This is a genomic window from Flavobacteriales bacterium, from assembly GCA_020635795.1.
GTDB lineage: Bacteria > Bacteroidota > Bacteroidia > Flavobacteriales_E > Vicingaceae > Vicingus.
The window spans coordinates 1,148,918-1,163,186 of record JACJZD010000001.1 but is presented as its reverse complement, the minus strand read 5'-3'; the positions used below and the strand labels follow the sequence as shown (position 1 = coordinate 1,163,186).

Sequence of the window (14,269 nt, the reverse complement as noted above, 5' to 3'; positions counted from 1 at the left end):
ACAATCCTTCGACAAGCTCAGGATGACATTCTTAAAAAACATCCCTTCGGGAGGGTTGGGATGGGCTTATAACACCATTTTTTCTATCGGAACAATTAAAATACCTTCTGCTCCATTTAATTTTAGTTCGTCTATTACTTCCCAAAACTTGTTTTCGTCAATTACCGAGTGTAACGAGCTCCAACCCTCTTCAGCCAATGGCAATATGGTGGGGCTTTTTAAAACAGGTAATATTTTACTGATAGCCTCAATTTTATCGTTTGGAACATTCATTAAAATGTATTTCGATTTTCGAGCTTTTAAAACAGACTGTATGCGAAAAACCAATTTATCCAATACAGCATTATTTTCATTAGATATTAATGGTGATACTGCCAAACAAGCTTCCGATTTTAATACCACCTCTTTTTCTTCCAATCCATTTTTAAACAAGGTATTTCCTGAACTTACCAAATCGCAAATGGCATCTGCCAAGCCAATGTTTGGGGCAATTTCTACCGAACCAGAAATTTCGTGCAACTCGGCAGTAACATTGTTCTTTTTAAGAAAACGCTTTAATGTATTGGGGTAAGAAGTCGCTATTTTCTTGCCTTCTAAATCGTTTAATGATTGATAACTTACATTTTTAGGTGTTGCAATTGATAATTTGCATTTTGAAAAACCTAAATATTCTATTATTTCGATGTCTTTTTCTTGTTCAATTAATAAATTCTCTCCAATAATAGCCACATCCACCACTCCATCAATTAAATATTGAGGAATATCCGAATTTCTTAAAAACAATACTTCTAATGGAAAGTTCGACGCCGATGCTTTTAATTGATCTATGCCATTATCAATGGATATTCCGCATTCTTTTAAAATTTTAAGCGAATCTTCATTCAGTCTTCCTGATTTTTGAATTGCAATTTTTAATTTGCTCATGTTGTTCTTTTTTATGTCTGAGCAAACCTAAAGGAAACAAAAAACCCGTCGATATTACTCAGACGGGTTTTTGATATTTTTTATTTATGTATTACAGATATCATTAACAGCTCGCCTGTGTGCAAGAATGTAAATGGTGATGATGTAATGTATTGTTCATGTTTTTTTGTTTGAATGGTGCAAATATATAAAATAAAATTTCATACCCTACAATTTTTTTGAAAAATCACCATATTTTATTTGGCTATTGCTTTACTCGAATTAACATTTTTTCACAAATTGGCTTAACATTTTTTAACAAAAAAACCGCAATTACCCCTTTAAAATATACGTTTTAGTGCTAAATTTTGTAGTAGTAAAATCATAAAAAATAAAAAATTATGGAAAACAAATTCAAACAATTCGGTGCAATATTAAGCGTTGCTTTATTTAGCAGTTTATTTTCGGTTTTTATTTATCAAAAATTAACACCCGAAACCACTATTGTTTCGAGTAATAATACACCACCAAAATACATCAATGTGGCCTTAAAAGAAGCCGGTTTAACCAACTTTGAATATGCAGCCGATTTATCGGTAAATGCTGTTGTGCACATTAAAACATCGACCATTTACAGTCGACAAGTTGACCCCTTGTATGAGTTTTTTTATGGCAGACCACAACGCCCACAACAACATGCCATTCAATCGGCAGGTTCGGGTGTTATTTTATCAAACGATGGCTATATTGTTACCAATAATCATGTGGTTGACAATGCTAGTTCTATTGATGTTACCTTAAACAATAAAAAAACATACAAAGCCGAAGTAATTGGCACCGATGCAAGTACCGATTTAGCTTTATTAAAAATTGATGCCGAAAACTTACCTTATATCAATTACGGAAACTCAAACGATTTAAACATTGGAGCATGGGTATTAGCTGTTGGCAATCCGTTTAATTTAACTTCTACTGTTACAGCGGGTATTATTAGCGCAAAAGCACGTAACATTAACATACTAAGCGGCAACCAAACCAACGGCTTACCTCCTATCGAATCGTTTATACAAACCGATGCAGTGGTAAATCCTGGTAACAGTGGTGGCGCTTTGGTAAACGTTAATGGCGAGTTGGTTGGTATTAATACTGCCATACAATCCAATACGGGTTCGTACACTGGGTATTCGTTTGCCATACCATCTAACATTGTTCAAAAGGTGGTAAAAGATTTAAAAGAGTTTGGAACAGTTCAACGTGCATTTATTGGTGTTAGCATTAAAAACATCGACGATAAAGTAGCCAAAGACTTAGGGCTTAAAGATTATGCTGGAGTATACGTTAACGATGTAAATAAAAATGGTTCTGCCGACAAGGCTGGAATTAAATCGGGAGATGTAATTAAAAAAGTGGGAAATAATAACATTAACGATGTTCCTGAATTGCAAGAACAAATTAGCCAGTTCCGACCAGGCGAAAAAACAAGCATTACTGTTTTAAGGGATAACAAACTTTTAGATTTTGATTTGGTACTTAAAAACCTGAATGGTAACGAAGAAGTGATTACCTACGAAGAAAATACAATCAACAAAATTTTAGGTGCTCGATTGGCCGATTTAACCAAAGAAGATAAAAAAGAGCTGAACCTTGAAAACGGTGTTAAAGTGGAAGAAGTTTTTGCGGGAAAATTAAGAAGCATAGGCGTTCGTGATGGTTTTATAATTACCAAAATAAACCATGTGCCGATTAAAAATTTAAGCAATGCTTCCGAAGTTTTATCTAAAATTAAAGGTGGTGTTTTAATTGAAGGACTTTATGGTAACGGAAAAAGAGAGTTTTACGGTTTTGGGGTGTAACCTATAGTGCAAAACAATACTTCTCGATACGTTTTCCGTTGCACTACAAACACTCGAAGTGACAAAAGCAGATTGCTACCTGTCAGTTCGAGTGTTCCTATTCTCTTTGAACAAAAAAAACTCCCGACTTTTATTATCGAGAGGCTTGAGGATTTTTTTGATGGTGGTTGGAAATGTTTGAGATAAAATTAATTTGTAGTTTAGTTACCTTTATCTTGTTGTTCAATATTATCTAATATTATTCTCAAATAATTGTTTTTATAATCTCCAATACCTTTTTTATTTTTTATTAAAGTAATATATAAACCTTTATGAGTATCAATAACTGTGTAAGTATATTTTTTTGACGATTTTGTTTCTATAATTATTTTCCAATATTTATTTCCTATTAGATTACCTTCACTTAAAGTACATTCTTTTAACTTTAATACATTATTTATTTCATGTATTCTTTCTTTATCAATAATTTCATATTCTTTTGAATAGTTTCCATGACGAGCATCTTTAAAAAAAGTTATCTTAGAAATTTCTGAACTATTCAAATTCATTGTCTCGTTATATTCATTTATTCTTTCAAACAAACTTGGACTTGAAATTAAGTGATGAGAAAAAATAAAAAATGTAATGACCATTATAAAGTATAAAATAATAGTTTCTACCTTTTCTCTTTTCTTTCTTTTGAGATATTTAATACCTATAAAGATTATTAAAGGAGGAAAAATAAACCATAATATGTAATCAAACAAAATACTTAGCATATATTTTTTAATTAATCACCCCTCTATCACAAGCATCCGCTTGAGGTATTTATGATAATTCAATTTATTTAAAATTAAGTGTTTTTTTGGTTAAGCTAGTATAAATAACCTAAATTATTATACCTAACAGATAAATTATATTTTATGGTTTTAGGATGTAACTTTAACTAAATGTTAGCCAAGTGTTAAGTAGCAAAAACAATTTTGCGAGTTTTTTTTTCGTCCAAACAGCTAATTTTTACTGATAAAAACACGAATACGTTCAATAAATAAAAAGTAAACACAATTTTAAATTTCAAACAAATTAATGGGTAAATTTGCTCAACCCTATCAATATTAACATAAACTATCTTTAATGAGACAACTCAAAATCACAAAATCTATTACGAATCGTGATAGTGCCTCTCTTGATAAGTATTTACAAGAAATTGGAAGAGAAGAGTTAATAACCGCAGAAGATGAAGTAGAATTAGCCCGAAAAATAAAACAAGGCGACCAACGAGCTCTAGAAAAATTGGTTAAAGCCAATTTACGATTCGTTGTCTCAGTATCAAAACAATATCAAAATCAAGGACTTACATTGCCCGACTTAATCAACGAAGGTAACTTGGGTTTAATTAAAGCGGCTCAACGTTTTGACGAAACCAGAGGATTTAAATTTATATCGTATGCCGTTTGGTGGATTCGTCAATCTATTTTACAAGCCATAGCCGAACAAGCTCGTATAGTACGTTTACCATTAAACCAAGTGGGTTCGTTAAATAGAATAAACAAAGCATTCTCAAAGTTAGAACAAGAATTTGAGCGTGAGCCATCGGTTGATGAACTTGCCAACATATTAGAAATGGGCGAAGACAAAGTGGTTGACTCCATGAGAATATCAGGAAGACACGTGTCGGTTGATGCTCCTTTTCGTGATGATGAGGATGGTAATTTGCTGGATGTTCTTGCCAATGACGACACCCCTAACTCCGACTTATCATTAATGAATGAGTCATTACAAAAAGAAATTAGCCGTTCACTATCAACCTTAACCGATAAAGAACAAGATGTAATAAAAATGTTTTTCGGAATAGGCATTGCACATCCTTTATCATTAGAAGAAATTGGCGATAAATTTAATTTAACTCGTGAGAGAGTCCGTCAAATCAAAGAAAAAGGAATTAGACGATTAAGACATTCATCAAGAAGTAATTTATTAAAAACATATTTAGGATAAAATAATGCAAGTATTAAATGGAAACAATGCTTACGAATCAAAATTAAGCGAATACGTAAGCAATGAAAAAGCGGCTGTAAACCTTATCAGTTCTATTGGATATTTAATGTATGAAAAGTCGATAGAATTGGTTTTATTTAGAAATCCATTAGTTGATAAAAGTATTTCGGAGGTACTAAACCTTCACAAAAGAGCAAAAAGTATTGTTTACAACCCCGTAGACATTTATACCACTCAAAAAATTGCAGAAGAATTAACCAAAATGGACTTGGCTCCTTCTAAACTTGATGTTGGAAGGTTAGCTAGCGAATGGTTAATGGAAAAAAATAATTTCTCACAATTAAGCGACTTTTTAAACAACAAGCTTACTGGTTTTTCTGAAGACAAAGCTCAAGCTCCACAACCAAAAGACGTGGTTTTGTTTGGTTTTGGTCGTATTGGTCGTTTGGCTGCTCGTGAGTTGGTTAAACAAGCAGGCAAAGGACAACAATTAAGGTTAAGAGCCATAGTACTTCGTTCGGTAAATAACGATGACACCATAAAACGTGCAGCATTATTAAGAAATGATTCAGTTCATGGAATGTTTTCTGGAACTGTTGAAGAAGATTTAGAAAACAATGCCTTGATTATCAATGGTCAAATGGTTCGTTTAATCGAAGCAAAAAACCCTGAAGATGTTGATTACACCGCTTATGGCATTAATAATGCTTTATTGATTGATAATACGGGAGTTTTTACCAATAGAGAACAATTATCAAGACATTTAAAAGCCAATGGAATTAGTAAAGTATTATTAACTGCTCCAGGAAAAGAAGTTCCAAACATTGTTTATGGTATTAATGAAGATACCCTTGATATTGAAAAAGAAAACATTTTTACTGCTGCATCTTGTACCACTAATGCCATTTCTCCTATTTTATATGTAATCGAAAATTCATTAGGAGTTGTAAAAGGTCATATCGAAACAGTACATGCATATACCAACGATCAAAACTTATTAGACAATTTTCATAAAAAACCAAGAAGAGGTCGTTCGGCAGCAATAAACATGGTAATTACTTCTACTGGTGCAGGAAGTGCTGTTACAAAAGTAATACCATCATTAAAAGACAAATTAACTGCAAATGCTGTTCGTGTACCTACACCAAACGGTTCTTTAGCCATTTTAAGTTTAAGTGTAAATAAAGAAACCAATGTAGAGGAAGTAAACGAGTTGATTAGAAAAGCTGCTCTTGAAGGTGGATTGGTAAATCAAATTAAATATGAAAACGACCCAGAATTAGTTTCTACCGATATTATTGGAAACATCTGTTGTTCGGTTTACGATAGCAATGCAACCATTGTTTCTAATGATAAAAAGAATATAGTGCTATATGTATGGTACGACAACGAATTTGGTTATACCAAACAAGTTATTCGTTTAGCTAAATACATTGCTAAAGTTAGAAGACTTATTTATTACTAATTAAGAATATACTATTTCTATAAAGCTCACTAATATAGTGGGCTTTTATATTTTTACTACTTATGGAGAAAGAGAACAACAACCGTTACAACAATATCATAAAAGACTTAAAATCTACAGATAAAGAAAAAATATTGATTGCTGTAAAGCAATTACGAAGTCACGGGCAGAAAGAATCCATTACAGATTTATTGGATGTTTATATCAGTAATGAAGACGCCGATATAAAAACTAGCATTACCAATCTTTTATTCGATTTAAAAGACGAAAAAAGTACTCCCATCTTATTAAAAGCAATAAACGATAAAAAATATGCTTCGATAAAAGCCTTTTTAATCTCCATCTTCTGGCAATCATCATTAGACGCTAGCGAACATTTAGGCACTTTTATACGCTTTGCAGTAAAAGGAGATTATAACATTTGTCTTGAAGTATTTACCGTTATCGAATCATTTGATTCAAGTTTTGATGAAGATCAAATTCAAGATGCTATTTACGACATTGAAGAAAAATTAGATGATGATGAATTAGACGAAGAGTACAAAAAATTACTATACCTCTTAAAAGATGTTGTTTCTCAACTTTCAGTTGAATTTTAACCTTATTCTTTTCTTGGCATAGAATTTGTCAAGTTGTTTTCGAGATTATAAAAATAGTTTTTCTCACATGTTTTTAACAATCAAGTATTACATAATTATTTTATGTAGTTTTGGTTAAAATCATTCTTAAAAAATTATATGAAAAAATTATTACCTGTGAGAAAATCATTTATTACTCAAGTAGTTGCAGCTTTATTAGTTGTAAGTTCTTCAGTATCTGCTCAAGCACAAACTGAAGAAACAAAAGAAAAAGAGAAGAAAGAATCTGGCAAATTAGATAAAGCTGATAACAAAGCTGAAACAGTAAAATACCGAAGAAGTTCTCTCCATACCATGATTATCGAAGATGCAAAACTTCCAAAAATCGATATCATTTTAAACACGTTTAATAACGCACCATTTCCAGATAAATACAACGACCATACTGTAGCTGAAAAATCGTTCAATTTAGCTAATTATATGGCTGAACCTGTTATTAATGAAAAAGGTAAAGAAGAAAAAGCTGATAAAGATTTAAGTCCAGCAATAAATAAATATTTTGCAGATAAAAAAGTTGCCAATCAACTGATTGCAAAATGGTTTAGCAGAAAAGACAATGGTGCTTTCGACATGAGTTTAATTGAAGAACGAGGTCTATACGATGCTTCTGCTCAAGATATAGCTGTTGCATCTAGCACTGCAAGAGGCGATGCAATGTTAGCTGATGCTGGTGAAGAACTAATTCCGAACACTTTTGTTGTTGTAAATTATTCAAAATTTGTGAGCAACGAAACAGCAGCTTTAGCTGTTAAAACAACAGCTTATGCTATTGCTGCAGATAAAGGAGCATTTAAAGAAGCTCTTGAAAAAGCTGCAGATATCGTTTATGAAAAAACTCGTCATGGGTATTCAGTTTGGACTACAGCTTATTTGTATCAAATCAATTGGAACGATTCTACTTCTGCAGTTTTCTATCAAGATTACTGGATGGATGATTCAAAAATTGACCCTGCAAAAAAAGAAGCATTTGATAATTCAACCTTATTCAATTTACAACTTTTAGGGTATGAAAAAGCATCTATTTTAATATCTGGTTTAGGTAAAAATGCCGATAGCGAAGCTTCAATTATTAAAAATGCAACATTAAAATCTATCGATGCTGTTTATGCAAAACTTCAACGTAAGTTCGAGAAATTTAGAACAAAAACTCCTTTGGTTAGCATCGACCCTTTAGCTGCTAAAATTGGCATGAAAGAGGGCTTGGAAAAAGGAGATAAATATGAAGTGTTAGAACAAAGCACTGATGCTGAAGGAAAAATTTCATATAAAAGAAAAGGAGTTATAACCGTTGAAAAAGGTAAAATAATGGATAACAGGTATGCTGCTGGTGAAGAACCACTAGATGAAGAAGGAAATCCTATTGCTCCAGAGAACACGTTAGAATTTACAACTTTTAAAGGCGGAAAAGGATATTATCCTGGTATGCTAATTAGACAAATCAATTAATTAACCTAAATATTTTTATTATGAGAAAAATTATTAACAAAGCAAGTTTATTAACTACTGTGTTTCTTGCTTTTGCACTTGTTTCTACTGCTCAAACTGGTAAAGAAAAAAAGGCAAATCAAGACACTGAAAATTGGAGATACGAAATAGAATGTGTTGGCATTGGTCAACCAGGAACTAAACTAATTAAAGTTTGGTCGTATTCTAAAAAACCAGATGTTGCTAATCATCAATCAAAAAAGAATGCTGTTCATGGAATTATTTTTCAAGGATATGCTGGTGGCGGTCAAGGATGTACTCCACAACGACCATTAACTAACGACCCATCGTTAGAACAACAAAAGGCTGATTTTTTTACGCCATTTTTTGCTGAAGGTGGAAAATACATGAAATTTGTTTCAACTTCTGGAGACGGTACACCAACCATAGTAAAAGTTGGTAAAGAATATAAAGTTGGAGTGGTTGTTACAGTAATGACTGATTTATTAAGAAGTGACTTAGAAGCTGCTGGAATAATTAAAGGATTAGCTTCAGGATTTTAACCTAAAAAATTATCAATTATGAAACTATTAATTAAATCATCCATTTTAGCTACTGCGCTATTAATTGGATTTACATCAGATACCTTTGCTCAAAAAAGCAAACAAAAAAAGACTGCAGGTTTTTACGATTACGAAACGGAATGTTTAGGAGTTGAAGGAGATGGTTCTCAAACTGTAAGATCTCACGGTAAAGGAAGAAATAGAGAAGATGCTATTGAACAAGCTAAAAAGAATGCTGTAAAAGATGTACTTTTTAAAGGCATTACCAAAGGTAGTTCAGAGTGTAATACAAAACCTTTACTTTTCAATCCAAATGCTAGAGAAAAATTCGAAGATTATTTCAATGCATTTTTTGCAGATGGAGGACCTTACAAAGAATTTATTACAGGCGAAGATGGTTCTGACATGCACAGCGAAGTTAGAAAAGGAAGATCTCAAGCTGGTTCTCAAGAAAATTACGGTGTAGTTGTTCGAGTACAACGTGCCAAACTAAAAGAAAGAATGATTCAAGATAAAATCATTAGTCAATAATCTATCAATTAATCTAAACTAAAAAAATGAAAAAAATAATTTTAACCACTTTATCAGCAGTTTTAATTTCTGCTGTAACTTTCGGTCAGGCAAAAAAACCAACCATTATGGTTGTTCCAAGCGATAACTGGTGTATTTCAAACGGTTATGTAATGGAGTTTGATAATCAAGGAACTAAAGTAAAAATTCCTAACTACAAACAAGCTTTTCAAGAAAATGCTGATTTAAATGTTGTAATTAGTGCTATTAATGGTATGATGGCAGAAAGAGGTTTTCCATTAAAAAACATGGAATCAGCTATTAAATCATTAGAATCTGAAAGTGCTGAAAACTCAATGTTAACATCTAAATCAGGTAGTGAATTAGCTGAATCTCCTGTTGACGCTTTGAAAAGAGTTGCTAAAGCAGATATCATTATGCAGTTGACTTGGACAGTTAACACTACTGGTCCAAAAAAATCAATCACTTTTAACTTACAAGGTTTAGATTCTTATACAGACAAACAAATTGCTACTGCAGTTGGTACTGGTGCACCTTCTTTTTCTGCTGAATTACCTGTATTGTTACAAGAAGCTGTTACTGCTCATATCGATAATTTTAATGCTACTTTAATGAAACATTTTGAAGATATGTTTGAAAATGGTAGAGAAATCATCATCAGAATTAAAAAATTCGATTCTTGGTCAGAAGATTTAGAAACTGAATACGATGGAAAAGAATTGGGTGAGATTATTGAAGAATGGATGGCTGCAAACTCTGTTAAAGGTAGATTTAATACTACTGATGCAACTGAAAACATGATGTTATTTGAACAAGTTAGAATTCCTTTGTTTAATGAAAAAGGGAATGCTTCTGATGCAAGAGATTTTGCTAAAGGTTTATCTAAATACTTAAAAGCTGCTCCTTTTGAAATCACTAACAAATTAATGATGAAAGGTTTAGGACAAGCAGTTATTGTTTTAGGTGAAAAATAACCAAATTACTAATTAACAAATTAAACTATGAAAAAGTCAATTTTTAATATCGCTTTGGCTTCGGCTTTATTGTTGTTCTCTGGAATTTCAGCAAATGCTCAAGACAAAAAAGATGATTTAGGACGAATTGCTATAACAGCATGGGTACCAGACCAAATTGAAGGTATGCCCGCTACTGCAAAAAATTCCTTAGCAAACAAACTTACTCAAGTAATCAATAGTAATGGTGTTGCAGCAAGTAGTTTTAACTCACGTTTTGTGTTAACTGCAAACGTTACGGTTTTAACTAAAGATTTAACTGCTACTGCTCCACCTATGCAAGCTTATACTCTAGATGTAACATTGTATATTGGTGATGGTTTTGATGGAACGTTGTTTGCTAGTCAATCCGTTCAAGTTAAAGGTGTTGGTCAAAACGAAACTAAAGCATACATGGCTGCACTTAAAAACATTAAACCTACTGACCCAAGCTTAACGGCTTTTGTTGAGAAAGGAAAACAAAAAATTATAGAATACTATAATTCTAAATGCGACTTCATTATTAAAGAAGCGAATACCTTAGCATCACAAAATAAGTATGAAGAAGCTATTTTCTTGTTAACAAGTGTTCCTGATGCTTGTGCTCAATGTTACGATAAAGCTATTGCTGCTGTTGGTCCAATGTATCAAAAAATGATTGACAGAGACTGTAAATTGAAGTTAGCTGAAGCAAACAATATTTGGGCAGCTGGACAAAGTGTTGAATCTGCAGACCAAGCAGGAGCTATTTTATCTTCTATCGAACCTCAATCTAGTTGCTATGGTGAAGTAAAAGCGTTAAGTAATAAAATTGCTGCTAGAGTTAAAGAAATTGATGCTAGAGAGTGGAAATACATCTTAAAAGATCAAGAGCAAAAAAGCGAAATGATTAAAGCTTACAGAGATGTTGGTGTTGCTTATGGTAATGGTCAACCAAAATCAGTTACTTACAATGTAAACGGTTGGTGGTAATTATTAATCACTAAAAAAAATGATTATGAAAAAGATTTCAATAATATTATTTGTGGCATTAATATCAGGATCATCGGTAAAATCTCAAACAAATGATGTAAGTATTAATGTTTTAAACTTCATTATTTCAACCTATGAAATTGGTTTTGAACATGGATTTGGTGATAAACAATCAGCTGGTATTAATATAAATTTTACCAACAAAAACATGTTTGAATCTGGAGGTAAAGAATATTCTGAGTTTAACATTATACCAACATATAAATATTTCACTACTCCCGAAAAAGGAGCTGATGGGTTTTATTTGGGTGCTTATGCAAGATATAGAAGTTCTAATTCAAAAGGAAACGAGTTTCTTGCATTTAATGCAGCAACACTTACAACTACAATCGAAAAAACTGATGTATCCTCATCAACGATTGCTTTAGGAGCTTTAACAGGCTATAAATGGGTTGCAAGCAATGGTTTTTTTGTTGAACCTGAAATTGGTTTAGGAAAGGCTATCACTAACTCAATTAACATCAGTAATAAAAATGCTGATGACGAAAAAGTAAATGTTACCAATGGTTGGGATAAAAATGATTATCTACCAATTCTAGGAAACAAAATAGGAGTTGATTTAAGAATTGCTTTTAAAATTGGTAAAAGATTCTAAACTTCATCAATAAAACTAAAAAAGGGTTGGATTTATCCAACCCTTTTTTGTATCATTAAATTAGTTAACAAAATTTAACAAAATATTCGTAACTAAAATTGTTAGATTTGTGTAAGACATAAGAAACAATTCCCTATGATAAAAAAAACAACCCTACTACTGCTTATAATAAGCTCTTTTATAAGTTTAAAAGCTCAATTTGCTACAGAAGGTGGTCGTAAATTTGACGCCCTACTCCAATACATCAATTATGCTTATGTAGATTCTACTAAAGAAAGTAAAATTGTTGAAGATGCTATTGTAGCAGCACTAAAAGAATTAGACCCTCATTCAGTTTATATTTCAGCTGATGAAGTAAAAAAAATGAATGAGCCATTGGTTGGAAATTTTGAAGGAGTTGGCATTCAGTTTAACATCCTAAATGATACGTTAATTGTTGTTTCACCCATAGCAGGTGGCCCTAGTGAAAAAGTGGGGATATTAGCAGGTGATAAAATAGTAGGAGTAAATGGCGAAAACATTGCAGGTATAGGTCTTCAAAACAGCGATGTACAAGATAAATTGAGAGGAAAAAAAGGTACAAAAGTGAACGTTTCTATACTTAGACGCTCATCAAATAAATTGTTGGATTTTACCATTACCCGAGATGAAATTCCAATTTTTAGTGTAGATGCATCTTTCATGGCTACTCCAGATATTGGTTACATTAAAATAAATCGCTTTGCTCAAAACACAGATAAAGAATTTACTGATGCTTTAGAAAGTTTGAAAAAACAAAAAATGAAGCATCTTATTGTCGATTTAAGTGGTAATGGTGGTGGATACTTAAAAACAGCTATCCAATTAGCCGACGAATTACTAGACGATAAAAAATTGATTGTTTTTACTGAAGGAAATAAAAATCCAAAACAAGAATATTATACTGCAGTTAAGGGTGGTTTTGAAAAAGGTAAGCTAGTCATATTAATTGATGAAGGTTCTGCCTCAGCTTCAGAAATTGTTTCAGGAGCAATACAAGATTACGATAGAGGCTTAATTATAGGTCGTCGTTCTTTTGGAAAAGGCTTGGTTCAAAAACCATTTACATTAACTGATGGATCAGCAGTTAGGTTAACTGTTGCAAGATACTTTACTCCATCAGGAAGATGTATTCAACGTTCGTATGAAGGTGGAAAAGAAGATTATTACAACGAGCTAACCCGCCGTTACGAGCATGGAGAATTAATGAATGAAGATAGTATTACTTTTCCTGATTCGTTGAGATACGAAACATTAAATAGTAAGAGAACTGTTTATGGTGGTGGTGGTATTATGCCTGATGTTTTTGTACCTATTGATACAACACTTTATTCTGAATATTTTGGAACCGTTAATCGCAAAGGGTTATTAAATGATTTTACATTATCGTATATGGACAATAAGAGGGCAGAAATTGAAAAAAAACATACTACAGTAACCGATTTTGCATCTAATTTTGATGCAGAAAAAGAATTGTTTAACCAGTTTATAGAATATGCCAAAAACAATGAAGTTGAGCCAAATGATGAACAAATTAATATTTCCAAACCTATTATTATAAATAGATTAAAAGCTTTAGTAGCAAGAAATATATGGGGTACTTCGGCCTTCTATCAAATTTCGAACGAGTTTAACAATTCTTATAAAAAAGCCATTGAAGAAATTAACAACGATTCATTTAAAAAAGAAAAACTAGTCTATAACTAAATTTATACAACAACATGAAAGAAAATATTAAAATTGGATTATTAGGTATTATTGCGTTTACCTTAGTAATTGATACCTTTATTATGGATGATTCTGGAAATTCATCTGAACTTGTAGAAGTAACCCAACCAACAAGTAACATGGTGTCGAATGTAGCTGCTACACCTCCTACTCCAATAAACGACCCAACTCTTTCTCCTCAACCTCCACAACAGCCTACTCAATCAGAAAGTAGAGCAAAAACTTCGATTAAATTTGCACAATCGAGTCATAGTTTTGGAGAAATTGAACAAGATTCAAAAAATACTTATGTGTTTAAATTTACAAATACAGGTTCAGAACCATTAATTATTGAGAATGCAACAGGTTCTTGTGGTTGTACTGTTCCAACTTATCCAAAAGAGCCAATAGCTCCTGGAAAAACTGGTGAAATTGAAGTGGTTTACAGTCCTGGAAAACAAGAAGGCGAACAAACTAAAACAGTAAGTATTACAGCTAATACCGATCCAATAGTTACAACATTAAATATATCGGCAAAAGTACATAAGCACTAATAAACTAAACGATATC

General features: G+C 32.1%; 14 protein-coding genes. 12 read left to right on the top strand and 2 right to left on the bottom strand.

The genetic code is table 11. The features are described 5' to 3' along the window. Positions 1–66: 66 nt before the first annotated feature. Complete coding sequence (locus H6589_05085) at positions 67–924, bottom strand: ATP phosphoribosyltransferase (GenBank protein MCB9173962.1); 858 nt, start codon at positions 922–924, stop codon at positions 67–69. A gap of 380 nt (positions 925–1,304) precedes the next feature. Between H6589_05085 and H6589_05080 the strand changes: the two genes are divergently transcribed. Further along, positions 1,305–2,756 carry a trypsin-like peptidase domain-containing protein gene (locus H6589_05080; protein ID MCB9173961.1) on the top strand — a complete coding sequence of 484 codons (1,452 nt, stop codon included), beginning with the start codon at positions 1,305–1,307 and terminating at the stop codon, positions 2,754–2,756. Positions 2,757–2,956: 200 nt separating this feature from the next. On the opposite strand, the gene H6589_05075 is transcribed toward H6589_05080, so the two are convergent. Continuing rightward, positions 2,957–3,502 carry a hypothetical protein gene (locus H6589_05075; protein MCB9173960.1) on the bottom strand — a complete coding sequence of 182 codons (546 nt, stop codon included), beginning with the start codon at positions 3,500–3,502 and terminating at the stop codon, positions 2,957–2,959. A gap of 367 nt (positions 3,503–3,869) precedes the next feature. Between H6589_05075 and H6589_05070 the strand changes: the two genes are divergently transcribed. The 11 genes from H6589_05070 (at position 3,870) to H6589_05020 (ending at position 14,253) form a co-directional block, all read left to right on the top strand. Then, a complete protein-coding gene (locus tag H6589_05070; protein MCB9173959.1) occupies positions 3,870–4,733 on the top strand; it encodes an RNA polymerase sigma factor RpoD/SigA in 864 nt (287 codons plus the stop codon). A 4-nt stretch (positions 4,734–4,737) separates the two neighbouring features. Further along, on the top strand, positions 4,738–6,198 hold the full coding sequence (locus H6589_05065; protein ID MCB9173958.1) for a glyceraldehyde-3-phosphate dehydrogenase: 1,461 nt from the start codon (positions 4,738–4,740) through the stop codon (positions 6,196–6,198). 62 nt (positions 6,199–6,260) lie between these two features. Then, complete coding sequence (locus H6589_05060; GenBank protein MCB9173957.1) at positions 6,261–6,797, top strand: hypothetical protein; 537 nt, start codon at positions 6,261–6,263, stop codon at positions 6,795–6,797. Between the two features lie 138 nt (positions 6,798–6,935). Beyond that, the gene (locus H6589_05055; protein ID MCB9173956.1) at positions 6,936–8,282 is read left to right on the top strand and encodes a hypothetical protein; all 1,347 of its coding nucleotides are present in this window, start codon (positions 6,936–6,938) and stop codon (positions 8,280–8,282) included. A 20-nt stretch (positions 8,283–8,302) separates the two neighbouring features. Beyond that, entirely contained in the window at positions 8,303–8,824 is a 522-nt protein-coding gene (locus tag H6589_05050) for a hypothetical protein (GenBank protein MCB9173955.1), read from the top strand. Positions 8,825–8,842: 18 nt separating this feature from the next. After that, entirely contained in the window at positions 8,843–9,355 is a 513-nt protein-coding gene (locus H6589_05045; protein ID MCB9173954.1) for a hypothetical protein, read from the top strand. A gap of 26 nt (positions 9,356–9,381) precedes the next feature. After that, positions 9,382–10,329 (top strand): hypothetical protein, encoded by a 948-nt coding sequence (locus H6589_05040; protein ID MCB9173953.1) that lies wholly within the window; start codon positions 9,382–9,384, stop codon positions 10,327–10,329. A gap of 27 nt (positions 10,330–10,356) precedes the next feature. Continuing rightward, on the top strand, positions 10,357–11,319 hold the full coding sequence (locus tag H6589_05035; GenBank protein ID MCB9173952.1) for a hypothetical protein: 963 nt from the start codon (positions 10,357–10,359) through the stop codon (positions 11,317–11,319). A 25-nt stretch (positions 11,320–11,344) separates the two neighbouring features. Beyond that, positions 11,345–11,974 (top strand): DUF3575 domain-containing protein, encoded by a 630-nt coding sequence (locus tag H6589_05030; protein MCB9173951.1) that lies wholly within the window; start codon positions 11,345–11,347, stop codon positions 11,972–11,974. 135 nt (positions 11,975–12,109) lie between these two features. Continuing rightward, the gene (locus H6589_05025) at positions 12,110–13,699 is read left to right on the top strand and encodes a S41 family peptidase (GenBank protein ID MCB9173950.1); all 1,590 of its coding nucleotides are present in this window, start codon (positions 12,110–12,112) and stop codon (positions 13,697–13,699) included. Between the two features lie 14 nt (positions 13,700–13,713). Then, on the top strand, positions 13,714–14,253 hold the full coding sequence (locus tag H6589_05020; protein ID MCB9173949.1) for a DUF1573 domain-containing protein: 540 nt from the start codon (positions 13,714–13,716) through the stop codon (positions 14,251–14,253). The last annotated feature ends 16 nt before the right edge of the window (positions 14,254–14,269 follow it).

Coding starts and splice junctions, on each gene's coding strand:
- H6589_05085 (MCB9173962.1), bottom strand. CDS start 924: ATGAGCAAATTAAAAATTGCAATTCAAAAATCAGGAAGACTGAATGAA.
- H6589_05080 (MCB9173961.1), top strand. CDS start 1,305: ATGGAAAACAAATTCAAACAATTCGGTGCAATATTAAGCGTTGCTTTA.
- H6589_05070 (MCB9173959.1), top strand. CDS start 3,870: ATGAGACAACTCAAAATCACAAAATCTATTACGAATCGTGATAGTGCC.
- H6589_05065 (MCB9173958.1), top strand. CDS start 4,738: ATGCAAGTATTAAATGGAAACAATGCTTACGAATCAAAATTAAGCGAA.
- H6589_05060 (MCB9173957.1), top strand. CDS start 6,261: ATGGAGAAAGAGAACAACAACCGTTACAACAATATCATAAAAGACTTA.
- H6589_05055 (MCB9173956.1), top strand. CDS start 6,936: ATGAAAAAATTATTACCTGTGAGAAAATCATTTATTACTCAAGTAGTT.
- H6589_05050 (MCB9173955.1), top strand. CDS start 8,303: ATGAGAAAAATTATTAACAAAGCAAGTTTATTAACTACTGTGTTTCTT.
- H6589_05045 (MCB9173954.1), top strand. CDS start 8,843: ATGAAACTATTAATTAAATCATCCATTTTAGCTACTGCGCTATTAATT.
- H6589_05040 (MCB9173953.1), top strand. CDS start 9,382: ATGAAAAAAATAATTTTAACCACTTTATCAGCAGTTTTAATTTCTGCT.
- H6589_05035 (MCB9173952.1), top strand. CDS start 10,357: ATGAAAAAGTCAATTTTTAATATCGCTTTGGCTTCGGCTTTATTGTTG.
- H6589_05030 (MCB9173951.1), top strand. CDS start 11,345: ATGAAAAAGATTTCAATAATATTATTTGTGGCATTAATATCAGGATCA.
- H6589_05025 (MCB9173950.1), top strand. CDS start 12,110: ATGATAAAAAAAACAACCCTACTACTGCTTATAATAAGCTCTTTTATA.
- H6589_05020 (MCB9173949.1), top strand. CDS start 13,714: ATGAAAGAAAATATTAAAATTGGATTATTAGGTATTATTGCGTTTACC.